At 70.6% G+C, this 26783-nt stretch carries 20 protein-coding genes; 11 read left to right on the top strand and 9 right to left on the bottom strand.

The annotated features are described in order from the left end of the window. Nucleotides 1-394: 394 nt before the first annotated feature. Nucleotides 395-1393, top strand: a complete 999-nt coding sequence (locus tag ACFV3R_RS22015; protein ID WP_385585583.1) for a LuxR C-terminal-related transcriptional regulator — start codon at nucleotides 395-397, stop codon at nucleotides 1391-1393. Between the two features lie 102 nt (nucleotides 1394-1495). On the opposite strand, the gene ACFV3R_RS22010 is transcribed toward ACFV3R_RS22015, so the two are convergent. The 3 genes from ACFV3R_RS22010 to ACFV3R_RS22000 all read right to left on the bottom strand — a co-directional run bounded on the left by ACFV3R_RS22010 (nucleotide 1496) and on the right by ACFV3R_RS22000 (nucleotide 5185). Beyond that, entirely contained in the window at nucleotides 1496-2602 is a 1107-nt protein-coding gene (locus ACFV3R_RS22010) for an aminotransferase class V-fold PLP-dependent enzyme (protein WP_385585580.1), read from the bottom strand. A 130-nt stretch (nucleotides 2603-2732) separates the two neighbouring features. Beyond that, on the bottom strand, nucleotides 2733-4229 hold the full coding sequence (locus ACFV3R_RS22005; RefSeq protein WP_385585577.1) for a carboxylesterase/lipase family protein: 1497 nt from the start codon (nucleotides 4227-4229) through the stop codon (nucleotides 2733-2735). Nucleotides 4230-4252: 23 nt separating this feature from the next. Beyond that, nucleotides 4253-5185 (bottom strand): MBL fold metallo-hydrolase, encoded by a 933-nt coding sequence (locus ACFV3R_RS22000; protein ID WP_385585574.1) that lies wholly within the window; start codon nucleotides 5183-5185, stop codon nucleotides 4253-4255. A gap of 347 nt (nucleotides 5186-5532) precedes the next feature. On the opposite strand from ACFV3R_RS22000, the gene ACFV3R_RS21995 reads away from it, so the two are divergent. After that, nucleotides 5533-6420 (top strand): helix-turn-helix domain-containing protein, encoded by an 888-nt coding sequence (locus tag ACFV3R_RS21995; protein WP_385585571.1) that lies wholly within the window; start codon nucleotides 5533-5535, stop codon nucleotides 6418-6420. 393 nt (nucleotides 6421-6813) lie between these two features. On the opposite strand, the gene ACFV3R_RS21990 is transcribed toward ACFV3R_RS21995, so the two are convergent. The 3 genes from ACFV3R_RS21990 to ACFV3R_RS21980 are packed head-to-tail and all read right to left on the bottom strand — an operon-like array spanning nucleotide 6814 to nucleotide 10373. Next, a complete protein-coding gene (locus tag ACFV3R_RS21990) occupies nucleotides 6814-7425 on the bottom strand; it encodes a DUF742 domain-containing protein (RefSeq protein ID WP_385585568.1) in 612 nt (203 codons plus the stop codon). An 18-nt stretch (nucleotides 7426-7443) separates the two neighbouring features. Then, nucleotides 7444-7875, bottom strand: coding sequence for a roadblock/LC7 domain-containing protein (locus ACFV3R_RS21985; RefSeq protein WP_385585565.1), 432 nt, complete (start codon nucleotides 7873-7875; stop codon nucleotides 7444-7446). Beyond that, nucleotides 7872-10373: a nitrate- and nitrite sensing domain-containing protein gene (locus ACFV3R_RS21980; RefSeq protein ID WP_385585563.1), complete on the bottom strand. Its 2502-nt coding sequence runs from the start codon at nucleotides 10371-10373 to the stop codon at nucleotides 7872-7874. The genes ACFV3R_RS21985 and ACFV3R_RS21980 overlap by 4 nt, the downstream gene beginning before the upstream one ends. Before the next feature lie 797 nt (nucleotides 10374-11170). On the opposite strand from ACFV3R_RS21980, the gene ACFV3R_RS21975 reads away from it, so the two are divergent. From ACFV3R_RS21975 to ACFV3R_RS21945, 7 genes are all read left to right on the top strand, one after another. Next, complete coding sequence (locus tag ACFV3R_RS21975; RefSeq protein WP_385585560.1) at nucleotides 11171-11563, top strand: DUF485 domain-containing protein; 393 nt, start codon at nucleotides 11171-11173, stop codon at nucleotides 11561-11563. Continuing rightward, nucleotides 11560-13155, top strand: a complete 1596-nt coding sequence (locus ACFV3R_RS21970) for a cation acetate symporter (RefSeq protein WP_385585557.1) — start codon at nucleotides 11560-11562, stop codon at nucleotides 13153-13155. Before ACFV3R_RS21975 ends, ACFV3R_RS21970 begins: the two co-directional genes overlap by 4 nt. A gap of 1390 nt (nucleotides 13156-14545) precedes the next feature. After that, nucleotides 14546-15901 (top strand): helix-turn-helix domain-containing protein, encoded by a 1356-nt coding sequence (locus ACFV3R_RS21965; protein WP_385585554.1) that lies wholly within the window; start codon nucleotides 14546-14548, stop codon nucleotides 15899-15901. Next, entirely contained in the window at nucleotides 15898-16650 is a 753-nt protein-coding gene (locus ACFV3R_RS21960) for a toll/interleukin-1 receptor domain-containing protein (RefSeq protein WP_385585550.1), read from the top strand. Before ACFV3R_RS21965 ends, ACFV3R_RS21960 begins: the two co-directional genes overlap by 4 nt. Continuing rightward, nucleotides 16647-18635, top strand: a complete 1989-nt coding sequence (locus tag ACFV3R_RS21955; RefSeq protein ID WP_385585547.1) for a hypothetical protein — start codon at nucleotides 16647-16649, stop codon at nucleotides 18633-18635. The genes ACFV3R_RS21960 and ACFV3R_RS21955 overlap by 4 nt, the downstream gene beginning before the upstream one ends. Then, complete coding sequence (locus ACFV3R_RS21950) at nucleotides 18632-19699, top strand: hypothetical protein (protein ID WP_385585544.1); 1068 nt, start codon at nucleotides 18632-18634, stop codon at nucleotides 19697-19699. The genes ACFV3R_RS21955 and ACFV3R_RS21950 overlap by 4 nt, the downstream gene beginning before the upstream one ends. Nucleotides 19700-19709: 10 nt before the next feature. After that, a complete protein-coding gene (locus ACFV3R_RS21945; protein ID WP_385585541.1) occupies nucleotides 19710-20159 on the top strand; it encodes a hypothetical protein in 450 nt (149 codons plus the stop codon). Between the two features lie 273 nt (nucleotides 20160-20432). Here the strand turns inward: ACFV3R_RS21945 and ACFV3R_RS21940 are convergent, their stop codons facing one another. Both ACFV3R_RS21940 and ACFV3R_RS21935 read right to left on the bottom strand, forming a co-directional pair. Next, entirely contained in the window at nucleotides 20433-21779 is a 1347-nt protein-coding gene (locus ACFV3R_RS21940) for a class I SAM-dependent RNA methyltransferase (protein ID WP_385585538.1), read from the bottom strand. A gap of 145 nt (nucleotides 21780-21924) precedes the next feature. Further along, the gene (locus ACFV3R_RS21935) at nucleotides 21925-23976 is read right to left on the bottom strand and encodes an APC family permease (RefSeq protein ID WP_385585535.1); all 2052 of its coding nucleotides are present in this window, start codon (nucleotides 23974-23976) and stop codon (nucleotides 21925-21927) included. 560 nt (nucleotides 23977-24536) lie between these two features. On the opposite strand from ACFV3R_RS21935, the gene ACFV3R_RS21930 reads away from it, so the two are divergent. Together ACFV3R_RS21930 and ACFV3R_RS21925 are read left to right on the top strand one after the other, a co-directional pair. Continuing rightward, complete coding sequence (locus ACFV3R_RS21930; RefSeq protein WP_385585533.1) at nucleotides 24537-25205, top strand: potassium channel family protein; 669 nt, start codon at nucleotides 24537-24539, stop codon at nucleotides 25203-25205. Continuing rightward, entirely contained in the window at nucleotides 25202-25891 is a 690-nt protein-coding gene (locus ACFV3R_RS21925) for a potassium channel family protein (protein ID WP_385585530.1), read from the top strand. The genes ACFV3R_RS21930 and ACFV3R_RS21925 overlap by 4 nt, the downstream gene beginning before the upstream one ends. 82 nt (nucleotides 25892-25973) lie before the next feature. Here ACFV3R_RS21925 and ACFV3R_RS21920 read toward each other — a convergent pair whose 3' ends face one another. Further along, on the bottom strand, nucleotides 25974-26753 hold the full coding sequence (locus ACFV3R_RS21920; RefSeq protein ID WP_385585711.1) for a DUF3159 domain-containing protein: 780 nt from the start codon (nucleotides 26751-26753) through the stop codon (nucleotides 25974-25976). Nucleotides 26754-26783 lie beyond the last annotated feature (30 nt).

The raw sequence follows: 26783 nt of genomic DNA, 5'->3' as shown, positions 1-26783 counted from the left end.
GCCGGCCGCGCCGCTGCGGTCCACGTCGTCGTGCGGACCGCCGGCGAAGCGCATCCCCCGTGGTCAGCCCGGCCCCTGGGCGCCAAAGACGGCCGGGGCACCACGACGACCTGCCGGCCGGACCGCGGGAACCGGCTGTGCGGGGCCGGTCGTCCACCGGAGCGGCCCCGCGCGGCGACCGCACACCGATCGGCTCGCAGGCCGAAACGCGACCTTGACAAGATCATGCACGCGTCGGAAGTTCATGCCCTAGTACCCGCCAGAAGCCGTCGCACCGTGTCCGGGAGACCACCCAGAGGCTGACCGCCCCGGTTGGGCCCGACCGGGGCGGAGGCCACCATGCCTCCCTCCCCGCGCCTCTCCGGACACGCTCACCGATCAGGGGACACACCTCATGCTCGCCGCACTCGGAATCGACACGGACACCGAACGCGTCTACCGCGCCATGCTGGCCCATCGCGACGAGGGGATCTCCGCGTTGTCCCAGCGACTCGCACTGCCCGAGGACACCTTGCGCGACTGCCTGGACCGGCTCCACTCCCTCGCCCTCGTCCGCCCGTCCGGCAAGGCGGAGAGCACCTTCCGGGTGCTGGGCCCGGAACAGGCCATGAAGCTGCTGCTCGCCCGCCAGCAGGCCGAACTCGCCGCCCAGCAGGAACGTCTGGAGAGCGCGCGGGCCGCGGCCGCCCAACTCGTCGCCGAGTGCGCCGCCCTGCACAGGCCGTCGGCCGGCTTACGCACGGAGGAGCTGACCGGCGCGGAGGAGATACGTGACCGGCTCGCCCGGCTCGCCGCCGACGTCCGCCACGAGGTCATGACCCTCGCCCCGGGTGGCGCCCACACGGAGAGCGACCTGGAAGCCAGCCGGCAGCCGAACGCGACACTGCTGGACCGCGGCGTCACGGTGCGCACCGTCTACCTCGACAGCGTCCGCAACCACCAGCCCACGCTGCAGCACGTCCAGTGGCTCCACCAGCGCGGCGGCCACGTCCGCACCGCTCCCAGCCTGCCGATCCGGATGATCATCGCGGACCGGACCGAGGCCGTCCTCCCCCTGGACACCGCCGACGCGAGCCTCGGTGCCGTGGTGATCAGGGGGCAGGGCGTCCTCACCGCCCTGTGCGAGCTCTTCCACAGCACCTGGCAGGCCGCGACCCCCCTGATGCCCACGCGGGAACGCGACGCCGACGGCCTCACCCCGCAGCACCGCGCGGCGCTGCGACTGCTCGCCCAGGGGCTGAAGGACGAAGCGGTCGCCAAGCGCCTCGGCGTCTCCACTCGCACCGCCCGCCGTTTCGCGGCCGAACTCATGGACGCGCTCGAGGCACGCAGCCGCTTCGAAGCGGGTGTCCACGCGGTGCAGAACGGCTGGCTCCCCGCGCACCGCGTCTGACGGGTTCGGCGGCCGGCACACCACCGCACGCGGCCCGGGCGTCACCGCAGGGGCGGCCGCCGACCTCACCGCCCCTCACCCGCGCCCCGCCAACACCACCGGCTACAGCAGCAGTTCGCCCAGCCGGTCCAGGATGACGTCGATCTCGTCCGGCGTGAGGGGCACGAGCTCGAACAGCAGCTCCTCCGCGTCCCGCCGGCCGGGCATGGCCCAGATCGACGGCGACCCGGCGCGCAGCGCCTTGTCCAGGGCGGCCGAGTCCATGGCCGCGACCTCGGTGTCCAGGGCCAGGCAGGCGCGGTCGAAGGGCAGCCCGGTCGGGTCGGGTACGCAGGACGCCGTGACGCCGGGGAGGCCACCGGCCCGTGCGACGAAGTCGGCCACCTTCTCTGCTTGTTGGCGCCGCCACACCGCCATGTCGAGTCCCTGACGCTCCTCAAGGGCGGCGAGGACCCCGATCACCGCTTCCTTGCTCGCCTTCATCGCACGGCCGATGCCCCGTTCCTGCGCCCGGACCGCCGCCACCGGACCGGACCGGCCCACCACCAGCCCCGCGGTCGGCGAGCCCAGGTACTTCTGCCCGCTGACGGTCACCAGGTCCGCGCCGCTGCCGAGCAGTTCCCCGACCCGGAAGTCCTGTGCGGCACCGTCGACGACGACGGGTACCCCACGGCGATGGGCGACCGCCACCGCTTCGGCAAGCTCGGCACCGGCCCCGCGCACGAGACGGGAGGACACCAGCAGCAGACAGGCGGCGTCGGGGCGTGCAAGGCCCGCTGCCAGGTCCTCCACCGTGAACCCGGCCTCCGTTCCCACCTGGACCGGGAGCGCACCCGCCAGGCGGACGGCCTGCTCGATGGGGTGTCCGTAGTCGACGGCGTGTCCCGCGGGGAGGACGACGGCACGGGGCATACCGGTCGCGTCCGGCAGCGCCGCGACGCGCTCCGGGTCCTCCCCCGCCATCGCGGCCGCGACCGCCAGGGTGATGCCCGAGGCCGTGCAGTGCACGACGGTCCCCGCCTCCGCCCCGGTGAACCGGGCCAGGGCCCGGTCGGCCGCCTCCTGCAGTTCGTCCATCACGAAGAACTCCGCCAACGCTCCGGCGACCGCGGTGGTGACAGCCTCCCCACTGCGCGAGACACCGAGGGGCGTGTAGGGCCCCCGTGCGTTGATGATGCGGCTGAGTCCGTAAGCGGTGTGCAGTCCCATGGGTGCCATCCTGCCCCGCACCATGGCGCCCCGTGACAGCGCCCACCGGGCGGGGAACCCCCTTGGACGTGTGGGTTCCTGAGGGGGCACCCGGTGAAGGGGGCCCGGCGGGAAGCACGCCGGGTCAGGTTCACGCCCGGGTCCAGGCCCCCAGTTCCCGGCCGCGCGGATCGTCGACCAGGGTCCAGTCGGCGTCGATCCGCATGGTCGCCCGGCGCTCGGTGGTGTACGGGCTCCAGCCGGGATCACCGGTCGCGGCGAACCGCACCCACGCCCTGTGCATGCGGGGGGCGAGATCGGCGGGCGGTCTGTCGGGACCGAGCAGGGCGTGAGGGCCGTGCAGCCCGGGCAGCTGCGTGAGGTCGAAGACGAAGGGCAGCTCCACCGCGTGGGCGGCACCCAGTTCTCCGCCCAGTGCGTGGGAGCGCCATGCGAACTCGTAGCGGTAGGTGGCGGCCCGGCGCCGGCCGGCGTGCGCGTCGGCCAGAGCCCGGCTGCCCGCGCCGAACAGGGCGTCACCCATGACGGCCGACCGCAGCTCGCTGAAGGACGCCCCCGGCCGGCTGCCGCGGTAGGTGGCCACCAGCCGGGCCGGGTCGCCGTGTGCACGTTCCGCGACGGCGTCGACGTGCGCACTGGTCGAGGTGGTGTGGGCGCCCACCGGGACCAGGTAGAGGTTTCCCTCCTCGGTGTTGGTGCCGACGAGCAGGTCGACGTCGGCGCCGAGGCCCGCGGCGACGGAGTCGGCCGGCTGGGTGTCCACCACCAGGCTGAAGGGGCTGAGCCCGAGCAGCGGATCGTGGTGCGTGGCCGTTTGCAGGTCCGTGCCGGCGAGCGCGGACGCCACCTCCACCAGGCGGGCGTCCGGGACGGCCGCGAAGGCGTCGAGGTGCGGCTCGATGCCCAGCGCCCGGGCCGCCGCCGCGGTGACGCGGGCGGCCTGCTCGGTCGTGAACGCGCCCAGCCCGCTGCCGCTCTGGACGATCGCCCGGCGCAGGAGCCCCGCGGCCTCGGGCGTCGCCAGGACACCCCCGACGACGGTCGCTCCGGCCGACTGGCCGAAGAGGGTGACGTTGTCCGGGTCGCCTCCGAACACAGCGATGTTCTCCCGGACCCAGCGCAACGCGGCCACGACGTCGAGCAGGCCGCGGTTGGCGGGCGCGCCGGGGATGTCGAGGAACCCGACCGCGCCGAGGCGGTAGTTGAGGGTGACCAGGACGACGCCGTCGCGGGCGAAGGCGGAACCGTCGTACAGCGCGGAGCGCGTCGACCCCGCGACGAACCCACCGCCGTGGACGAACACCATGACGGGCAGTCCGCCGTCCGCGTCGGCGGGTGCCCGGACGTCGACCGTGAGGTAGTCCGCACCACGGCTCCAACCGGCGCCGAAGTAGGGGCTCATGTCCAGGTCGCCCAGCCGGCGTTCGGACTGCGGCGCGTTGGGCCCCGGCACCGTAGCGTCGCGCACGCCGTCCCACGGCGCGTGCGGGCGGGGCTCGGCGAACCGGTCGGCGCCCCGGGGCGGTGCGGCGTACGGGATGTTCAGGAAGGTGGTGATGCCGCCCTGGCGCAGGCCGCGGACGCGCCCCTGCTCCGTGGTCACGACGGGATCGGCGAACTGGTTCACGAAAGTGCCTTTCCTCACGGGGGTCAGCCCTGTTCGGAGTACTCGGAGTAGTCGGAGTTCGGGGCGAAGGGGGCCCAGCCCCTGACGGCGAACCTGCTGCCCTCGCGCGCCACCTGCGCGGCGCCGTGGCCGCCCAGGTGTGCGGGGACGACGAGGGCGTTGTGGTCCGCCGCCCAGCCCAGCACCTTGCGGCGGGTGGCGCGTGCCTGCGCGGGGTCCTCGCAGAAGCAGCTGTTGGTGTCCGGTTCGAGGACCTGCACCGGGCTGTGCAGCAGGTCGCCGACGAAGACCGCGCGGTCCGTCCCGGAGGTGAGGGTCAGCACGGAGGAGCCGGGGGTGTGCCCCGGGGCGGCGTCCAGGCGCAGGTTCGCGTCGATCCGGTGGCTGCCCTCCCACAGCAGTGCCTGGCCGGCCTGGTGCACCGGGGCGACGCTGTCCTCGAACACGTTCTGGTTGCCGCGGCCGAATACGCTCCTGTGGCCGTTCTCCGGGTTCCAGAAGTCGAAGTCGTCCTTCGGCATCAGGTAGGTGGCGCGGGGAAACGTGGGAACCCACGTACGCCCGTCGAGATACGTGTTCCAGCCGACGTGGTCGACGTGCAGGTGCGTGTTGATCACGATGTCCACGTCCTCGGGCCGGACTCCGGCGCGGGCGAGGTCGTCGAGGAACCGGGTGTCCCGCCGGCTCCACACCGGGGCGTAGGGGCGGTCCTTGTGGTTGCCCACGCCGGTGTCGACGAGGATGGTCCTGCCCTCGCTGCGCAGCAGCCAGGTCTGGATGGCGGAGTTGACGCTCCGGGTGCGGTCGTCCAGGAACTCCGGGACCAGCATGGCGCGGTGCTCTTCCCACACCTGCGCGGGGCTGTCCGGGAAGAAGGTCTCGGGGGTCAGGTCCACGGGCCCGAAGTACTCACGGACGCGGGTGACGGTGACGTCACCCAGGGTGATGGTGTTCACGGCTGGTCTCTCCTGCACGGAATCGTCGGGTCCGTCCCGCAGGACGGCTGTGGGTGGTGGGGCGGAGATGGGCCGCCCCTGGCTCCGGCTGCCGGTGGTGCCGCCTCGCCCGGCGGCCCGGAGCGCCGGGCGGGGCGGCGTGGGCGACGCCGGCGGCCGTGGTCACGCGGGACGTCGGAGTCACGGGGCGTGCTGAGGGGCGCCGGGCCGGACGTGTGCCGCCCCCGGCAGCCGGTGAACGGTGCAGGAACCATGTCAGCGGCCCCGCCGCGGCCGGGCCAGCCCCGGCTGTGCCTACCCCTGACCGGGTCAGGCTCGCGGCCGGCGGGAGGCACATACTGGGCCGCATGACCGGACAGCGAGAACTCGGGGACTTCCTGCAGACCAGGCGGGCTCAGCTGCGTCCCGAGGACGTCGGGCTGCCGGACTACGGGGACCGGCGCCGGGTGCCCGGGCTGCGCCGGGAGGAGCTGGCGCTGCTGGCCGGCGTGAGCTCCTCGTACTACACGCGTCTGGAACAGGGCCAGTCCGTCGGCGCCTCACCTGAGGTCCTGGACGCCATCGGGCGGGCGCTGCACCTGGACGGGGCCGGACTGCGCCACCTCCACGACCTGGCAGGCAGCGCGAGACGGCGCCCGGTCCTCCACCACCCACCCGTCGAAAGCGTCGACGCAGCGACCGCCACCATGCTGGAGGCCCTCGGCGACGTCCCCGCCCTCGTCAGCGGGCGGCGCAGTGACGTACTGGCCTGGAACCGGATGGGGCACGCCCTGTTCGCCTCCCACCTCGACCCGGCCGACACGGAGGACCCCGCCGACCGCCCCAACCTGGCCCGTCTGGTCTTCCTCGACCCCCACACCCGCGCCCTGTACGCCGACTGGCCGAGCAAGGCGAGAGCCGTCGTCGAGAACCTCCGCATGACGGCCGGCCGGCATCCCGACGACGCGCTGCTCACCTCACTCGTCGGCGAGTTGACCATGCGGAGCCCCGAGTTCGCCGCCATGTGGGCCGATCACCGGGTCAGCCCCTGCGGCTCCGCGACGTACGAGATGCACCACCCGTTGGTCGGCAGCCTCACCGTGACCCAGCAGAGCCTGCGCTCCCCGCAGGACGAGGAACGGCACATCGTGCTCGCCATCACCCCACCCGGCTCCCCGTCCCAGGCCGCCCTCCACCTACTCGCCCGCACCACCGCCCGGTCATCCCGTCCGAAGGGGTCTGCGGAGCACGTGTGAGACCGAAGCCACCCGGGGTGGTGGCCTGAGGCGGCAGCCAGGGCCGCAGCAGCCCGCTCGTGGTGGACGGCCGGTTCCCGGCGGGACTGCGTCAGAAAGCGGCTGTCAGGGGGGACGGACGAGGAAGGGGACCCTGAGCAGCCCGCGCCTGAGGGACCCGTACGGGGAACCACTGCGCACAGGCGCCTGTGTCGCCCCTGAGGGCTGTCCGGCCCTCGGACGTCGAGGAGCCGACGTGGTGAGGTACACCTTGACGGAGCCCCTGGTCGACCTGTCCGCGACATCGCGGCAGCTTCCGGTGCGATGCCCGTCCCACCTCATTGACGAGGCAGCCCAGAAGGCAGCCCAGCCTCCTCCCCTTCCGGCCGTCGACCTGCCGGAGACCGCAGCCCTTCAGAGTCGGCGCAGCCCGATCAGCACCCTCTCCATCACCGCCTGGGTAGGGGCGTCGCCGGGGTGGGTCGCCGCCTCGTGAACGAAGAGCATTCCGCGATCCACCATGTCACCGAGGAGAACCTTGGCCACTCCCAGGGGCACCGCGAGGAGCGCCGCCACCTCGGCCACCGACCGCGGTTCCCGGCACATGTCGAGCACCGCGTGGTCCCACTGCGTGCCGGCGCCGGGGACGCCGCCCCGATCGGCGGCAGCGACCGCAGTGACCAGGGTCTCGACCTCGAAGTGGTGGTGCGACCTGGTCCGGCCTCCCGTCCACGCGTAAGCGCGGACGAAGGAGGCCGGCGCTCCTGGCTCCACGTCCCCGGCTTCCCAGGCGGACGGCTGGTAGCCCGCCTGGGATGCCGGCCCGTACGACTCCGGGCCGGGCCGCGGCGAGGCTCCGTCACTCTCGTCGTGTGCCGTCTCCCGCGGTGTGCCACGAGTGCCGGAGGCCTTCCGCCTGCGTCGTCCGGCGCCGAAGCTGAACCCGTTGAGCACGTCGGCGAAGGTCTGCTCGTCCTCCGCTCCCTGATCTCTCCGACGGCCGGGCAGGTCCCCACCGGTGCTCATGTTCCCCCTGTCCGGCTGTCAGGCAGCAGTCTGCTGCAACTGCTGCAACTCGTCCCGGAGTTCCGGAGTCAGCATCTCGCCGACCTGGTCGACGAGCACGGCCATCTCATAGGCTATCTGGCCGATCTCGCAGTCCGGGGCGGCCAGGGCAACCAGGCACGAGCCGTCTCGGATCGACATCATCAGCATGTTGCCGTGCTCCATCTGTACCACCGTGCGCAGCGCGTTCCCGGTGTCCAGGCAGTGGGCGGCGGCCTGGACCAGGCTGACGGCACCCGCCGCGATGGTGGAGAGCTGCTCGGCACGCTCGGCTGCGAGCCGGTCCGAGGCGGTGAGCAGCAGTCCGTCGGCCGATATCACGACGGCGTGCGCCACATTGGGCACTCGCTCGGTGAAGTTGGTGACCAGCCACCCGAACTGGCCTACCTCCGGGGAGTGGGGTGATGTCATGAATTGTTCCTGCCCGTCGCCGATGGATTCTGCGTCTGGTCGGGCTGAGCCCGACGGATGCCCGACTGGTAGCTGCTGAGGAAGTTGTGGGCGCGGCTGGCGTTCCGGCTCGCGACTGTCCCGTCCCCTGCGGCGGGCCGCTCGGTTCGGGCCGGAGCGGAAGGCGTACGCGGCGTCCTTCTGGGCAGTCCGGTCTCTGTGCGGTCGGCCGACTGGTCGGGCGCCGGTGCACCGCCCCCGGCCGGGCGTCGCACAGCAGGTGCGGGCGCCGGGTGGCCTGTCGGCCAGGGGGCGCCGGGCGCCTCGGTCGAGGACGGGGGGAAAGGTGCGGGCTCCTCCGCCGCGGCGCGCGGCACCCGGGCCTCCACGCCGCTCCCGGCGCTGCGGGCTGCCGATTCGGCGAGAGTGAACCACGCAGGGCCGCCGAGCGTCTGAGAGGCGTCCTCGCCGGCTGGGCCGGACCGTGCCGTCCCGGCGGGGACGGTGAACGGCCGCTGCGGCAGGCGCGAGGCTCCGTCGCTGTTCGCCCCGCCGCCGCGCGTCCGCGTCGGAAGCCTGCCGGCGGGACGTTCGGCCGCGGTGCCCGGCCGGTCCGGGTGAGCCGGCGCCGGTGACGTGACCAGCCTGGCCGGTACCAGGACGCGAACCCGCAGTCCGCTGACGCCCGGCTGCGAGTCGAAGTTGACGGTGATGCCGTGCCGACCGGCCAGGCGACCGACCACGAACAGTCCCAGCTGCCGGGACACCGGCGCATCCGTGGCGGTGTCCGTTGCCACGCGCTGGTTGGCCCTGGCCAGGTCGCTCTCGCTCATCCCGATGCCCCCGTCCTGGATCTCGACCAGCAGCGAGCCGTCGGGCTGCTGAGTGCCGCCGATCACCACCTGGGTGTGCGGTGGGGAGAAGGCGGTGGCGTTGTCCAGTAGTTCGGCGACAAGCCGCCCCAGGTCTCCGGCCACGTACCCGAGCACTTCGACGGGCGGAGCGGGCTGGACGAGCACGCGCTGGTAGTGCTCGATCTCGGAGACAGCGCCCCTGAGCACGGTGTCCAGCGTCGCACTGTGGGAGGAGCGCACCAGAGGGCTGCCGCACAGGACCATCATGTTCTCGTTGTTGCGCCGCATACGCGTCGCCAGGTGATCGAGCGCGAACAGGCTGGCCAGCTGTTCCGGGCTTTCCTCGTGCCGCTCGAGCTGCTCCATCATCAGCAGCAGACGGTCCACCAGGCTCTGGCTGCGCCGGGAGAGATTGACCAGGGTGTTCCTGAGGTCGCCGCGCAGTGCGGCCTGCTCCGCCGCCAGACGGACGGCCTGAGAGTGCACCGTGTCGAACGCCCGGGCGAGCTGACCGAACTCCTCTGTGGTGTGGACCGGCACCACGTCGACCACGACGTCCGTCTTCCGCCCCTCGCGCATGCTCTCGACCGAGGCGGGCAACCGGTGTCCCGCGACATCGAGTGCCGTCAGGCGCAGGACGGTCAGCGACCGCAGCAGGTGCCTGCCTATCCCGAGACCGATGGCCAGGGCGAGCAGGAGCACGGCGAAGAGGATGACGGACGCTGTGCCCGCGCGGTTGCTCGCCTGCTCCTGCAGCCTGGTCGACGAGGTGCGCAGCTGGTCGAGGTAGTCCGCCGACACCTTGTCGACGAGCGATCCGGTGGCCTCCGAGTCGCGGTTCCAGCTGCTGACCGGGACGGGCAGCGACACGCTGGCGTTCTGCCGCGGCCCAGCCAGTACGGCGCTCACCACGTGCGCACGCCGACTGACGGCGGGGCCGGTGACGGTCCGCTCGTATGCGCTCAGCTCGGTCGGGGTGGACAGGGCCCGGAAGTCACCGAGCCTGTCCTGCAGGCGTACGTCGGCGTCTTGCAGCGCCTTGGTCAGCGCCGGGGTCATCGGGTGGTTCCGGTCGGCTGCCTGCAGCAGAATCGCGTGCTCGAGGTGGATCTGCTCCTCGATGGCCTCCGTGTCGTACAACGCGGTCGCCGGCCTGCTGAGTTGGGGGGTGGCGAACCCGCTGGCGAGTGCCTGGTCCAGGTCGAGCAATCCCGTGATGATCGCGGCGTAGTCGTTGAGCGCGGCCCAGGAACCGATACCGCCGGACTCCACCTTTGTGCGCAGGGCGGGCAGGCGGTCCAGAAGGCCGACGGCATCGCGATAACGATGCGCTGTGACGCCCGTCAGGAAGGCGCCCTGTCGGCTGGTGCGGGTGACTGCGGTCCGGGCGCTGTCGACATCGCGCCTCTGTTGCCGCAGACCGGCAGCGGCGTCGCCTGCGGTGGCGGTCAGCCGTTCGACGGACATCGTGCGCTCCATCTGCAGGGTGTCCAGCAGATTCCGCAGCCCGCCGCGCATTTTGACCAGTCGTTGCATGTCCGCGTAGGAGTTGGCGCGGGTGACGTCGTCATGGATCTGCACGACGCCCAGACCGACGGCGAGCAGGGCGGGCACGACCAGCACAGCCGCCAGTTTCACCAGCAGCCGCCAGTTCCGCCATTCCACGAGCGAAGCCCACCAGGATGGCCGTTCCGGACGTATCACCGCATGCCTGGCCGCGGTCACGGTATGAGCTCCGTACTCGGAACAGCTTGCTCGCAGGTGCCTGTCACGATGCTGCTTTCTCCCGGGTCTTCACCTGAGCAGGACGGGGACGCACGGCAGCACAGGGTAGTGCCGGAGGGGTGGCGCGGCTGCCTGCGACCACACCATGGTGCGCGAGCCCGGGAGCGGGTGTGCGTCCCGGGCAGTGAGGATCGCATCCTCAAACTAAGGCAGCGTTCGACCAGGGGCCCTCACCCGTCCCGGCGACGCCGCGGGTGCGCCCAAGGAAGTCCATCGATCCGTCTCCCAGTTCTCGGATGAGCACCGATCCCCGCATGCCGCGTGACAGCTCGCCAAGGGCGGTGAAGGCCACGTGAGTTTAGGACAGCCAGGCCAACAGGAACAACGCGGATGCCCCACCACGGGCGCCGGCGCACCACATCGCCACGCACATGTTCCTCACACCCGGCAGGCAGATCGACGACGCTGTGCAGGTTCGGTGCATGTCGGGCCGGAGTGGGAACCAGCCACTCTCGGTTCGCACCCGCTGAGGGTATGGAATGGTCGAGCGGTTCTCAGGGGGCGTCAGGCACCCGTGCGCGGTCCGGCGCTCACCGCTCAAGCCGCCGGGCGCCGGTTGGCGGCGCACGGCGTCTCACTACACTCTCCACCACCCGGGGGCTACGGTTTGCCCCGTCCCGTCGCTCGCCGCAGGAGCACCCGCGCGTCCTCCTGCCCGAATCCGGAGAAAGAGGAACGTGACCAGACCGACTGGGCCGCCGACCTTCGACCTACCCGAGCGGCCTGTCAGGCGGGAGTTCACGGGCGTCCGCCACGCAGGCGAGCCCGACTACCACGCGATCCAGCAGAGTGCGGAGTTCGTCCGGCTGCGCAGACGGCTCCGGTTGTTCGTGTTCCCGATGAGTGCACTCTTCTTCTGCTGGTACATGACGTTCGCTCTGCTCTCCGCATATGCGCACGACTTCATGAGCCACAAGGTCGCAGGCGAGATCAACGCGGGCACCATCCTCGGTCTGCTGCAGTTCGTTTCCACGGTCGTGATCGTCCTGGCGTACCGGAGTTTCGCCCGGAAGAAGCTTGATACGGAAGTGGACAGAATCCACGAACTGGCAGGAGTCGACAAGGAATGACACGGCAGATCGCCGCGGGCGCGACTGGCAGCCCCATGCTCAACCTGAGCGTGTTCCTGATATTCGTCCTCATCACTCTCTTCATCGTCTACAAGGTCACCAACAAGAACCAGACGGCATCCGACTACTACGCTGCCGGCAGCGCCTTCACCGGTGTACAGAACGGCATCGCGATGTCTGGCGACTTCCTCTCCGCCGCTTCCTTCCTGGGAATCTCCGGGACGATCGCCGTCCATGGCTATGACGGGTTCCTCTACTCCGTCGGATGGCTCGTCGCCTGGCTGGTCGCCCTCCTGCTCATCGGTGAGAGGCTGCGCAACACCGGGCGGTTCACGGTGGGTGACGTGATGGCGTTCCGCATGAAGCAGCGTCCGGTGCGGGCCGCGGCGGCCAATGCCACTCTGGTGATCACGTTCTTCTACATGCTCGCCCAGATGGCCGGCGCCGGTGGGCTCATCGCCTTGCTGCTGGACGTGCACACACGGGGCGGGCAGGCGCTGCTCATCTGCGGCGTGGGCGTCATCATGCTGCTCTACGTGCTGGTGGGGGGAATGAAGGGCACGACCTGGGTGCAGATCATCAAGGCCGGCCTGCTCCTGGTGTGCGTCACCTTCATCAGCGTGTTCCTCATCGGCAAGTTCGGATTCAGCTTCTCCGCGCTCCTGCAACAGGCGACGGAGCACAGTCCCTTGGGCGGGCGACTGCTCGAGCCGGGCAGCCTGTACGGCCAGAACGCGACGAGCAAGATCGAACTTGTCTCCCTGGCCCTGTCGTTGGTCCTCGGCATCTCAAGCCTGCCGCACGTGCTGATGCGGTTCTACACCGTGCCGAACGCCAAGGAGGCCCGCCGGTCGGTGGTGTGGTGCTCCTGGTCGATGTTCACGTTCTACCTGGGCATCCTGGTCGTCGGTTACGGTGCCACCGCCCTGGTCGGCTCCGACGCGATCGTTCACGCCCCGGGCGGGGAGAACTCCGCAGCGCCGCTGCTCGCCTTCCGTATCGGTGGAGTCGCGCTCCTGGGAATCGTCTCGGCCGTGGCCTTCGCGACGATTCTGGCGGTCGTGGCCGGTCTGACCCTGGCCGCTTCGGCTTCGTTCGCCCATGACGTCTACGCCAACCTGATGCGGCGCGGTAATGCCGATCCCCGGTCCGAAGTGCGGGTGGCCCGCATCACAGCGGTCGTGACCGGTCTCCTGGCCATCATCGGCGGCATCGTGGCCGACGGTCAGAACGTCGCCTTCCTCGTGTCACTCGCCCTCGCGCTCGCCGCCTCCGCCAACCTGCCGACGATGCTCTACACGTTGTACTGGAAACGCTTCAACACCTCGGGGACGCTGTGGAGCATCTACGGCGGCCTGGTGTCCTGCCTCGTGCTCATCATCTTCTCACCGGCGGTCTCGGGCACCCCCACGTCGATCATCACGAGCGTCGACTTCCACTGCTTCCCGCTCACCAATCCCGGCATCGTGTCGATTCCGCTCTCGTTCGTCTGCGGATACCTCGGCACCGTGTTCAGCCGGCGCCCCTCCGACCCGGACAAGCATGCGGAGATGGAGGTCCGGGCACTGACCGGAATCGGCGCCCAGCTATGACCCGTCACGGCAGGGCCGGCAGGGTCGGCGGGGCCTGGCCCCCACAGGCCCCCGGCCCCTCCGGCAGGGAGCATGCTTCCGTGCCCAGGCCGGTGACCGGCGCGGTCCTGCCGCGCACTGCATGACGGCGGACACGGTGGGACTTGCCTCCAACCCCCACGGCCCAAGCACCGTCAGGCGTCGCCCACCAGCCCGGGCATCCGCATGTCAGCTGCTCGGCGGGTGAGCAGTGCCCTGTGCCGGGACGTCCTCACCAGGCTGCGGGGCGAGTCGCGGCACCACACCTGCACATGCGGGACCAAGGGACCTGCACCCTCCCGGTAGACGCTTCCGGCGTCGAGCAGGTCCGATCCCGTTGCCGACACACACCATGGCACCGACCGGGAGCACGGGAGCGCACTCACGGAGGCGATGACGGGAAGGTCGTCGAGGCACAGCGGGCTTCCGCCGCAGCCGTCGCCGCCGAGCTCGCACCCGAAGTAGACGGCGTTGAAGGCGACCGTGGTGTGACCGGCGTCGGACGGGCCGCGACAACCGCTTCGAGACAACTCCGCAGCCGACTGCGTTCCCGGCCGGGGGCGGCGTCGTGGCCCTCCGTCCTGGCAGAGGTCAGGAGAGCCGGGTCACCGTACGGATCCGGCACCCCGTCCGCTCGCGTTCTCCGGCCCCTTTTGCTGTCACATACGAGTCGCCCTTTGCCGCCCTCCGTGCAACTCCACGCACGGACCGCATGCCGCCTCATGCACAGGGTGACGCCCCTGTCAAAGCAGACAAAGCGAACAACACAAGATCGTCAGGGCCGCCTTGCGCACACTCTGCGAAATTTCGGTGGCACCACTCGCCCGCCTTCCCGTCACGGGTCGGATAGGCATGTCAGGAGCATTGGGTCGGCAGGCGGCGTGCTCCACTTCGCGCACATCGGAAACAAGCCGAGCACGACCGGCTACGCCCGATCACCCCAGGAAATCCGCAGGTCAGAGCCCCTTTGCAGCAGGCTCCATAACCACCACACACTCCACATGATGCGTCATCGGGAGGGTGCCGACCCTGGCGCTGAGGCCTAAACCATTCGTCAGAGCGAGCCGTGAGTTCGGTCGAGAGCCGCCGACACACGGAGCGTCAAAGGAGCATCACGGCTCTACGTCGGGTCGGCACCGGACCTCTGACGCATGGTACCGACCCGTGGTGCGCAGCGCGCCCCCACCGGTACGGAGCCTCCCGCTCGTGGAGCCACATCGGTCCGCCCCTGTGCGTACGCAGAGCTCACCCCCGAAGGATTCAGTGATGTCGGATTTCGCTGGCGAGGCTTGCCGCGTCCCGCCGTCGGAGAAGGAAACGGGAAACAGCTTCGATCGTCTTGTCCGTCCGGGAGTCGGCACCGCACTCTTGCGTGCAGTACCGCCTCGGCCCGGACGACCGGGCTTGGGAGGTTCTTGTGCCACATCCGTCCACCCCGTTCGGCGAGGAACTGAGGAAACGGCGTCTGGAGGCCAGGCTGAGCCTGACGGACCTGTCCGGTCTCGTGCACTACAGCAAAGCGCAGCTCAGCAAGGTCGAGCGGGGCATCAAGGCACCCAGCCGTGACCTCGCGCGGCTGTGCGACGCCGCACTCGGTGCCGATGGGGCACTGATCGCCCTGAGCACCCCTGCCGCTGTCGACTTACCTGCCGTGTCGGCGCCAGGCCGAGTCGAGGAGGAGAACTGGATGATGCGCTTGTCATCGGACGGCCCGAGCTCCTTTGAGCCCTTGGGCCGACGCGAAGTCCTGAACGCCGGTGTCGCCTCGCTGATGACCTGGAGATCGGGCGGATCGAGTCCGGCCTCCCCAGCCGTCGGCGCCGACATGCTGGAAGTCTCGCGCTCACTGTTCACGCACTACCGCAGGCTCGGTCAGGCCGTGGAACCCGGCCTGCTCCTGCCCGCACTGATCACGCAGACACACACACTGCGGGAGCTGTCGGCGCAGAGCGACAGCTCCACCAGGCGTCGCCTACTGGCGCTCGGTTCCCGGTACGCCGAATACGTGGGTTGGCTGGTGCAGGAGACCGGGGACGAGCGTGCGGCGCTGTGGTGGACGCAGCGTGCGGTCGATCTGGCCACCACCGGCGGTGATCAGGCCTTGGCCGGCTACGCGCTGGTCCGCAGGGCATTGGTCACGCTGTACCGGGAGGACGCCGAGCAGACGATTTCGCTGGCCCGGCGGGCGCAGATCGGCGTGCTTCCGTCACGGATCCGCGGTCTCGCCGCACAGCGTGAAGCGCAGGGGCATGCCCTCGCTGGTGATGTCGACGCCTGTCTCCATGCTCTGGACCGGGCTCGCACTCTGCTCACCCGCCCGAACGACGGTGACGACGATCCGGTGATCGGCTCCATCCATCTGCCCGATTCGGTCGGCATGGTCACCGGCTGGTGCCTCGTCGATCTCGGGCGACCGGGCGAGGCCGGTGAGGAACTGGATCGTCAGCTCGCTCAGGTCGGCGCCGACGCGGTGCGTACGCAGGTGCGGTACGGCGTACGTCGCGCGCTTGCTTATGCCTCCGCCGGCGAGATCGACCATGCGTGCGCGCTGACGGAGCCACTACTCGACGGTGTGACGGCGGTCCGTTCGGCGACCGTCACGATCGATCTCCGACGACTCGTCCGGGTCCTGAGCCGCTACCCGGACCACCCACCCGTACGTCGACTGGCACCGCGGCTCGGCACCTTGTCACGCCCGATCACCCCTCACGAGGAGACACCGTCATGAGCGACATCTTCATCAACTACCGCACCGGAGACGGGGAGAAGACCGCGGCCCTGCTCCGTCAAGGACTGTCGCACCGCTTCGGCCCGGGACACGCCTTCCACGCGTCACAATCCATCGTCCCCGGAGAGAGCTGGCCCGAACGGCTACTGACCGCGGTGCGCCGCAGCTCCGTATGCCTGGTCGTCATCGGACCGGACTGGACGAACTTCCGGAACAAGCTGGAGGATCCCGAGGACTGGGTGCGGCAGGAGATCGAGGAGGCTTTCAAGTGCGAGGTCCCCGTGGTCCCCGTCCTGGACGGGCGCAACACCAGCCGACTGAGTAAGTCCGATCTTCCGCCCGCGTTGCGACGGCTCGCCGATCTCCAGTCCATCCGGTTCGACTCCGGCGACACCGACATGTGTGTGACGCGCATCGGTGATCTGATGACTGACCTGATTCCCGGCCTCGACGACCGGCCCGGGGCGGAGGCGGGGATGCCCACGCCGGGCAACGTGACCAACTCCGTCGGGACCGTGAACGGTACAGCCGTACAGAGCCGTGACTTCGCCGGTGACGTCGGCACGGTCGTCAAGGGCGCCCACGGCCCTGTCCACACCGGGAACGGCAACATCTATTCCCATTCCCGTCACGTCTCGGGCGACCGTCACTTCTCAGGTGACGGGATGACCTATTTCGAGGGCGACCACCACGGCCCTGTCCAGCACCGGTTCGGTGAGCGGGACGGCCAGGAGGACAAGGATCGGTGAACCAGCACACCGGCACATGGGTACGGGACTCAGGCGTCACGGTCACGGGGCCTGGCGACGTCTACATCGGCTCACAGCTACAGGACTCGAACAAACCGGCTTTCCGTCGTGTCGCCGAGGACCAGCTCCGCCGCCTGCGCTACGTACTGGTCGCTCCGTCGGGTATGGGCGAGGCTCGTGCCGTACTCGCCGACTCCGGCACCGTCATCCTGGACGGTGTCCCGGGCAGCGGCCGATCGGCTGTGGCCCGCGTACTGCTGCACGAGCACCACCGGGACAGCGGTGTCTTCCACGAACTCCTGCCCGGTGAGACAGGCGAGCTGTCCCTCCAGGACCCCGCGCTGGTCGGGACCGGTGATCAGTTGTTACTGGATCTGTCCTCCGCGGACGACGGCCGCTGGGCCGCAGCCCAAGCCGACCTCCCGGCGCTGCGCAAGGCCGTGCACGAGCAGCGGGCGCACCTGGTCGTGATCATGCCGCACCGCGGCGTGCTCGACCCGGACCTACAGTACTGCCGAGTGGTGCTCGAACGGCCATCCGGTATCGGTGTTCTCCGCCGGCATCTGCGTCTGCACGGTGTGCCACCTGAGCAGTATCTCCGTCAGGACAAGACCGTCGCGGGGTTCCTGACGGTGGCCAGGCCGATGCGCGAGATTGCGGAATTCGCCGACCTGGTACGCCGGGCACGCGAGGCCGGGCAGCCCGGGGACGAATTCGGCCAGTGGTGTGAGGCGGCCGGACGGGCGCGGAACGACGGCCGCCGGGAAGCCGCCGCACTCGTCGCCACGCTGCGGGAGGCGCCGCAACGGGCTCTGTTGATCACCGTAGCGATGCTGCACGGGGCGCATGCCGATGTCGTTCACCTCGCGGCCGAGAAGCTGCTGAGCACCGTCGGGTCTCCGTCGGAGGATGACTCACCTCTGCTATACCGGGATCTCGCCGAGCGACTCCACGAGATCGCGGCCACAGCCACCCGCAGTGGACAGGTCCGCTTCGAAAGGCTGGACTTCGACGCCGCCGTGCGTGCCCATTTCTGGGACCACATGCCCGATCTCCGCCCCCACCTCGGCACCTGGGTGGCGAGTGTGGTGGAGCTGAACGACCCGCACGTCGTTGCCGTCGTCCGCGACGGCCTGGTGGAACGGGTGGCCGGTGAGTATTTGCGGACCGGACGGGCAGACGGCCTCGGGGCCCTCGTCGAACGCTGGAGCACCAGTGCATCGAGCAGACCTCGCCTGGAAGCGGCCGTTCATGCGCTCACCTGCGGTCTGGCGGATCCGGTGCACGCCAGGGATTTCCGCGAGCAGATGTACCAGTGGTGCGCCAGCCGTCCCCTCAAGGGGGAGCTCGCGCAAGTACTGGTCCGCGTCTGCGCCGACGTCCTCGCGACCAGTCATCCCGATCAAGCCCTGGTGAGACTCCACCACCTGGCCAGGCGTGAGCGCGGTACGACGCGGGCCCGGCAGGCCCTGTGCGATCTGGTGGGGCGCAGCCGCAGGCTGCACCGCGTGCTGCTCGACCGCCTCGCCCGTTCCGACTTCTCACTCGCCAATCTCGGGATCTTCCTCCAGGCCAGTGATCCGGAGCGGTTGATGCTCCGCGCCGGCCCCTCGCACGCGCTGGTCGACGAGCAGGGCACGCAGCACTCCCTGACAACCTGCTGGCACGCAGTACTGACCGAGCTGCCGCCTCCGCAGTGGCAGGCCCATGCACGACGCTGGTTCCACTGGGCGGCCGCCGACACCGGACCGCACGGCGTGCTTCTGCTCGACCTCCTGGTCAGCGCGGCACAGCGGTGCACGGAGAAGCGAGGCAAGGTCTTCGCTCTGCTGTACGCGTGCGCCCGCGACGCCGAGCGCACCGCTCGGGGGGACGTTGCGCGGGCCGCGGAGACGACCGGTCTGCTGCTCCACAAGATCAGCGCGGCACAGGACATCGCTCGGGCCGCACCGCCGACGACCTCACACAGGGGCACTCGACCATGACCACCGCACGGAAAACCACAACCGTCTTCCTCACCGTTCTGAGCGGTCTTCTGCTGAGTATCGTCGGTCTGACGCAGCGGTGGCCCGCGTGGACTTGGCCACTGCTGGCAGTGCTGCTGCTCGTCGTACCCGCGGCCGCCTTCCGGTTCGCCGCGATGCGCCGCGGCGCGGTACCGGTGGCTTTCGAGGAGCAGCTCACAGCCGCCCCCGTGGAACGCACGGAACACCGCGTCAGCCAGGTCGTGCTGCCCAGCAAATGGGCCGACTACGACTTCGTCTTCTCCGCCACGGTGCGCTGGTACCTCGTTGGCGCTCCCGCAGGTGCCCCCGTTCTCAACCCGGCGGGCCTCGCCGTCGACGCGGTCCTGAAGCGGGCTCGCGACATCACCGAGCAACGAGAACCGGTCCGGTCCTCCCTCGTCGAGCAGGAACTGTCCGGCGCCCTCAGCCGGATGATGCCTGAATCCACCGGGCACCTCCATGCGATGGCGGAGGACATCCGGCTCGTCCTGGTGCAGCAGGACCAGGAGCGCCTCGACAAGCTCGCCTCCGTGCGCAAAGACGAGGCGGTCTGGACACACCAGCGCAAGTACGAGCAGAACAAGCGACAGTACTTGGGCGAGGACGTCCTCAAGGACACCGGCAGCGCGGTGGTCTGGTGGCTGGCGAGAAACGACGAGCATGTTGAACGTACGGTGAACGACCTGGCCCTGCTCGCTCAGCTCACCTCGGCAGCCAATGACACCGACATTCCCGAACGACTTCGGGATCTGATCTCTCAGCAGACCGGCGAGCCGACGACGCCGGAATTTCCCGAGGCGGGGCCTCCCTCAGCGCCGCAGGGACGGGGGAAAGCCACCATGCTTCTCTCCGATTTTCTCGACAGCATCGGTTTTACCGAGGGAGACGTACGACGTCCCATGCTCGCGGCACAGATCGCCGGCCTCATCGAGGAGCAGAACCGCCACGAGACCGCCGAGGAGATCCAGCACCACTTCGATCCGCCGGCGTCCCCCGCTCTGGATGACGACGAGGCTCCCGCCTCCGGCTCCCCTCTCGCCTAGGAGAAGAAACATGGACAGCGAACTGGCCGTACTCGCGGCATCGGGCGCCACCACACTGGTCTCCCTCATGGTCACCGACTCCTGGACACGCGCCCGGGAGCTCGTCGGGCAGTACCTGACCCGCACAGGAGCAGACCCCGACACGTTCGACGACCTCCAGGACTCCAGGACCCGGCTCCTCACGGCCGACGCCACGGACCGCGAACGGAACGCCCGCGAGATCAGCAGGCGATACGGTGACCGTCTGCGCCGGCTCGCGGAAGCCGACGACGGCAGCGGCGAGGCCCTGCGCGCCCTGCTGGTCTCGTTACTTCAGCTCTCGGCGTCCGTGGCAGACAGCCGGAGCACCGTGGACAACCGCATCAGCGGCGGAGTCCAGCACGGCCCCGTCGTCCAGTCCGGCACCGTTGCCGGGCTGACCTTCCACGGGGAGCACGTCAACCGTGCGGATCGCCGGTAGTGCCGGCGCAGCGAGGGCACCGCGCGGTCCTGCACTCGGTGAGCCCGTCACTGCCCCGGCGCAGATGGTAGGGGCTCCGTGGAACGCGAGTCGGCCGCTCCGAGGCACCCGGGTCACCTGGAGTCCGGTGGTCACGGCACCCCGGAAGAACCAGCGAGAAGTCGTCATCTTTGGCATCACGCCGAGCGACGGAGGGCTGGTAGGTGCACCGCCCCAGGCATCCCCCCTCGCCGGGTTGGCCCAGGAGTCGCTGCGCATGCGCAAAACCGCAGCTCAGGAGCTCTTCGACACCGGCTCAAGGATCACAACACACTCCACATGATGCGTCATCGGAAACAGATCAAAAACCCGCATCCGCCGAGCCCCGTACCCCGCCCCCGCAAAGTACTTCAGGTCGCGGGCCAGTGCCGCCGGGTCGCAGGCCACGTAGGCGATGCGGCGCGGGGTGAGTGCGGCCACGTGCTCGACGGTGGAGCGGCCGGCGCCCGCCCGCGGCGGGTCCAGGACGACCAGGTCCACCGAGTCGATGCCGGTGCGCGGGAGTACCGCCTCGACCTTGCCCTGTTCGATGCGGACGCGGTCGTTGTCGGCGAGGTTGTGGCGGGCGTCCTCCACGGCGCGCTTGCCGGACTCGATGCCGAGGACGGCGCCCTTCTCCCCCACCCGGTCGGCCAGGGCGCCCGCGAACAGGCCGACGCCGCAGTAGAGGTCCAGGGCCATGTCGCCCTTCTTCGGCATCAGGCCCTGCATGACGGCCTCGACCAGCAGCTCCGGCGCCTTGTGGTGGACCTGCCAGAAGCCGCCGGCGGAGACGCGCCAGGTGCGGTCGGCGGCGCGCTCGCGGACGAAGGGGCGGCCGTGGGCCCGGTGGACGGCCGGGGGCCTGCCGGGGCGGGCGCCGGAGTCGTCGACGCGGAGGACCGAGACGGGGCGGTCGAGTTCGACGAGGGGGAGGCGCCCGCCGGGGGTGGGGGTGATGACGACCTGGCGGTCGTGGGAGCCGGTGGCGGCCACGGCCTCGACGGCGGCGGTCTGCGGCCAGTCGTGGTGTTCGACGCCGAGTTCGCTGACCCCGGGGGCGGCGATCAGGCAGCGGTCGATGCGCTGGACGTCGTGGGAGCGGTGCTTGCGCAGGCCGGCGTGGCCCTCGTCGTCGATGGCGTACTGGACGCGGGTGCGCCAGGCGGGCACCTCGCCGGGGGCCACCTTGTCGCCGGGGGCGGGCTCGACGGTGCCGTCCCAGCCGGCCTCCTCGGGGGTCAGGCCGGCGAGGCGCTGGAGCTGCTCGGCGACCACCTCCCCCTTGAGCCGGCGCTGCGCCCCGGGCTTGGCGTGCTGCCAGTCACAGCCGCCGCACCTGCCGGGGCCGGAGAACGGGCAGGGCGCCTCGACGCGGTCCTTGGAGGGGGTGAGGATCTCGACGGCGTCGGCGCGCAGGAAGCGGTCGCCGGCCGCGCCCTCGGTGACGCGGGCCACGACGTGCTCGCCGGGCAGGGTGTGGCGGACGAAGAGGACCTGTCCGTCCTCGGTGCGGGCCACGCAGTGGCCGCCGTGGGCGACCGGCCCGACCTCGACCCGGTACTCCTCGCCGACCAGCGATGGCTTCTCGTGCTGCGGCATGCGGGAGTACTCCTGCGATCGGGGGTGGTGGTGCCGGCGTGGTGGGCCGCCTGCGGGGGCGGCGGGGTGCCGGCCCTCCAGTCTACGGGGGCGTGCGGGGACCCGCCGCCGGCCGGGCGGTGGCCGGCGGCGGGTGCGCACTGCGCTACTTCGCGCCCGCCGCCTTCTCCTTCTTCGGGTGGTTGACGGGTCCGCGGCGGACGGCGCCGGGGGCGTTCCACTCGGCGCGCTTGCGGGCCCGCTTCTTGGCCACCTCGGAGGAGTCGAGCTGCCAGGGCACCGAGGTCACCATGACGCCCGGGGTGAACAGCAGCCGTCCCTTCAGGCGCAGCGCGCTCTGGTTGTGCAGCAGGTGCTCGTACCAGTGCCCGACGACGTACTCCGGGATGAAGACGGAGACGGCCACCCGCGGGCTCTCGCGGCGCAGCGACTTCACGTAGTCGATGATCGGCCGGGTGATCTCGCGGTAGGGGGAGGCGAGGACCTTCAGGGGGACGTCGAGGTTGCGGCGCTCCCACTCCTCGCGCAGGGCCCGGGTGTCTCCGGGCTCCACGTCGACGCTGACGGCCTCAAGGGAGTCCGAGCGCATCAGCGTGGCGTAGTTCAGCGCCCGCAGCGTCGGCTTGTGCAGCCGGGAGACCAGGACGATGGAGTGGACACGGGAGGGCCGGGAGACCTCCGAGTCGTCGGTGTCCTCAGGGGTGATCTCCTCGGTGACGCGGTCGTAGTGGCGGCGGATGGCCGTCATGGTCACGTAGAAGATGCACATGCCGAGCAGGGCCACCCAGGCGCCGTGCGTGAACTTCGTCAGCAGGACGACGACGAGCACGATGGCGGTGAGCGTGGCGCCGAAGGCGTTGATGGCGCGGGAGCGGTGCATGCGGCGGCGGACCGCGGCGTCCTTCTCGACGGCCAGGTGGCGGTTCCAGTGCCGGACCATGCCGATCTGGCTGAGTGTGAAGGAGACGAAGACGCCGACGATGTAGAGCTGGATCAGCCGGGTGGAGTCCGCGCCGTAGATGTAGACGAGTATCGCGGCGGCGCCGGCGAGCAGCAGGATGCCGTTGGAGAAGGCGAGCCGGTCGCCGCGGGTGTGGAGCTGGCGGGGCAGGTAGCGGTCCTGGGCGAGGATCGAGCCGAGCAGCGGGAACCCGTTGTACGCGGTGTTGGCCGCGAGGAAGAGGACCAGCGCGGTCGCGGCGGCCAGGACCACGAAGAGGAAGGAGCCGCTGCCGAAGACGGCCTCGGCGACCTGCGAGATGACCGGGTTCTGGGTGTAGCCCGAGCCGACGGGGTGCCCGTTGAGCAGCAGGTCCTTGGCGGGGTTCTCGGCCATGCGGACGTGCGTGGTGAGCGCCAGGACGATGATGCCGCAGAACATGGTGACGGCGAGGCCGCCCATGAGGGCGAGGGTCGTGGCCGCGTTCTTCGACTTGGGCTTGCGGAACGCCGGGACGCCGTTGCTGATGGCCTCGACGCCGGTGAGGGCGGCGCAGCCGGAGGAGAAGGCGCGCAGCAGCAGGAAGACGAGCGCGAAGCCGGCGAGTCCGGTCTGCTCGGTGTGGATGGTGTAGTGCGCGGTCGGCGACTCCATGTGGTCGCCGAGGACCAGACCCCGGAAGGCGCCCCAGAGGATCATGAGGAAGACGCCGGCGACGAAGACGTAGGTCGGGATGGCGAAGAGCTTGCCGGACTCGCGCACGCCGCGCAGGTTCATCACCGTCAGCAGCACGATGATCGCGATGGCGCAGAGGGTCTTGTGCTGGACGACGAAGGGGATGGCCGAGCCGAGGTTCTCCACGCCGGAGGCGATGGAGACCGCGACCGTCATGACGTAGTCGACCAGCAGGGCGCTGGCGACGGTCAGACCCGCTCTGGGGCCGAGGTTGGTGGTGGCCACCTCGTAGTCGCCGCCACCGCTGGGGTAGGCGTGGACGTTCTGCCGGTAGGAGGCGACCACCGTGAACATCAGCACGACCACCGCGACGGCGATCCACGGGCTGAAGTGGTAGGCCGACACGCCCGCGATGGACAGGACAAGCAGCACTTCTCCCGGGGCGTACGCCACGGACGACAGGGGGTCCGAGGCGAAGACGGGGAGTGCGATGCGCTTCGGTAGGAGCGTCTCGCCGAGCTTGTCACTACGTAGTGCGCGCCCGATCAGAATCCGTTTGGGCACGTCGGTCAGTTTGGACACGCAGAGGATGCTAAGCCCCGAGCCGTGCTGACGCCCACCCGCCTGCGGCCCGTGATCCACCCCCTGGTTCCGGGCGGCGCCGGGGGCGGGCGGGGCCGGTCCCGCGTGCCGTTCCACGGCCCGGTCCCTGCCCCTGCCGACGGCGGTGCGCGGGGCGGGACTTGGCCGCGTCCTGCCTGGTGGCACACCGGTCCGGCCAGGCGGGGCCGGGGTGCCCGGTGGGGGGCGGGCGGGGGCGCGCGGGGGTGCGGTGGCGTTCGTCACGGGGGTCTGCGCCCGGGAATGAGCGAGGACTTGCGCACCGAGGGTGACGGAACGGTGACTGCGGGGTGTTCGTGGTGGGCGGAAGCGGGTACGGAAGGAGGGGTGCGCGGGCACGGACTCGCGCTTCCTGTACGGATTCCTAACGCGTTCTTGACGCGCCGGGCAGGAGCGCCACCCTCCTGCAGTGGTCTGCGCCGGGCATGCGGCAGGTAGCGTTGTCGTCCGAGCGAGCCGGGCAGTCCATGTGCACGGCTCGCGGGCAGTGGACGCACAGGAAAGGTGCGAGGTAGGGGCCGATGCACATCGTCATCATGGGGTGCGGGCGCGTGGGATCAGCGCTCGCGCAGACCCTGGAGAACCAGGGTCATACGATCGCGGTGGTCGACCGGGACCCGACCGCGTTCCGCCGCCTCGGCTCCGGTTTCGGCGGCCGCCGGGTCACCGGCGTCGGCTTCGACCAGGACACGCTGCGCGAGGCGGGTATCGAGGAGGCCGGCGCGTTCGCCGCCGTCAGCAGCGGCGACAACTCCAACATCATCGCCGCCCGGGTGGCGCGGGAGATGTTCGGCGTGGAGAACGTCGCGGCCCGCATCTACGACCCGCGGCGTGCGGAGGTCTACCAGCGGCTGGGCATCCCGACGGTGGCGACCGTCCGCTGGACCGCCGACCAGATGCTGCGCCGGCTGCTGCCCTCCGGGGCCGAGGCCCTGTGGCGGGACCCGAGCGGCGGGGTCCAGCTCGCCGAGGTCCACACCTCCGACCGGTGGGTGGGCCACAAGGTCAGCAAGCTGCAGGAGGAGACCGGCGTGCGCGTCGCCTTCCTCACCCGTCTGGGTGAGGCGATGTTGCCCACCTCGCAGACCGTCCTGCAGGAAGGCGACCTGGTGCACGTGATGATGCGCACCGACGAGGTCGCACAGGTGGAGGCCGCGTTCGCGGGCGGGCCCGAGGAGGCGCACGCATGAGGGTCGCTATCGCGGGAGCCGGTGCGGTGGGCCGGTCCATCGCCGGTGAGCTGCTGGAGAACGGTCACGAGGTGCTGCTGGTCGACAAGGCGCCGACCGCCATCTCGGTGGAGCGGGTGCCGCAGGCGGAGTGGCTGCTGGCCGACGCCTGCGAGATCACCTCGCTGGACGAGGCGGCCCTGCAGCGCTGCAACGTCGTCATCGCGGCGACCGGGGACGACAAGGTCAACCTGGTGGTGTCGCTGCTGGCGAAGACGGAGTACGGGGTGCCGCGGGTGGTGGCCCGGGTCAACAACCCCAAGAACGAGTGGCTGTTCACCGAGGCCTGGGGGGTGGACGTCGCCGTCTCCACGCCGCGCCTGATGTCGGCGCTGGTCGAGGAGGCGGTGAGCGTCGGCGACCTGGTCCGCCTGATGCGCTTCAGCCACGGCGACGCGAACCTGGTGGAGCTGACGCTGCCGCCGGAGTCGGCGCACGCCGGCACCCGCGTCGGGGACGTGACCTGGCCGGAGGACACCGCGCTGGTGACGATCATCCGGGGCCAGCGGGTGCTCACGCCGAACCAGGAGGACGTGCTGGAGGTGGGCGACGAGCTGCTGTTCGTCGCCGCGCCCTCCCGGGAGGAGCAGCTGGAGGAGCTGCTCTCCGAGCGCCGGGCGAACGCCCGCGGCGGCGCCTCGCAGTGACCCGGTCCGGCGCGGCCGGACCCCGGAGACAGGCGACTGCCCGGCACCCCGAGTGGGTGCCGGGCAGTCGTCGTCGGTGTGCTCAGCGCCGGTGGCGGGGTCCGCCGCGGGGGGCGGCGGGCGGCTCTTCCTCGGCCGGCGGGGTGGCGAGGTCCCGCAGCAGGTCGTCGGCCGCGCCCTGGAGGACCGCCTCCTCGCTCTCCCGCTGCCGGCGGGCCTCGGCCTCCTCCTTCCGCGCTTCCTCGGCCTCCATCTCGGCGAAGACGTCGATGGGCGCCGGGGCCTTGGCGAGGAAGACGTAGGTCAGCCAGACGGCCAGCAGGAACGGCGGGATCTTCAGGGCGATGAGGATCCAGCCGAGCTGGGTGGTGTCGGCCCACCAGTAGAGCGGGAAGAGGATCGCGCACTTGGCCAGCAGGATCAGGCCCCACGCCCAACTCGACTTGGCGTACGCCTTCTTGCGGCCGGGGTTGCGGGTGCGCCAGGAGAGGTTCTCCTTGAAGACGGGCCCGAGGATCAGGCCCAGCAGCGGCACCCCGGCCACGGTGGTGAGGATGTAGGTGAGGGCGAGCCCCAGCGTGTACAGCATGCCGGGGAGGTAGAAGTCCTTGGCATTGCCGGTCATCATCGCGAAGACCACGCCGAAGGCGACCCCGAAGACGCCGCTGAAGGCGTGCTTGACGGTGTCGCGGCGCACCAGGCGGGCGACGCCGAGGACGAGGGAGACGGCGAGCGCGGCGATCGCCGAGGACTTCAGGTCCTTGTTCACCGTGAAGATCGAGACGAACAGCAGTCCGGGGACGACCGTCTCGACCATGCCGCGCACGCCGCCGAACGCCTCGAAGAGCGCGGCCTCGGTCAGCTCCGAGGAGGTGCTCCTGGTGGCTCCGTC

This window comes from Streptomyces sp. NPDC059740, from assembly GCF_042733155.1.
GTDB lineage: Bacteria > Actinomycetota > Actinomycetes > Streptomycetales > Streptomycetaceae > Streptomyces.
This window is presented reverse-complemented; position numbering and strand designations above follow the sequence as displayed.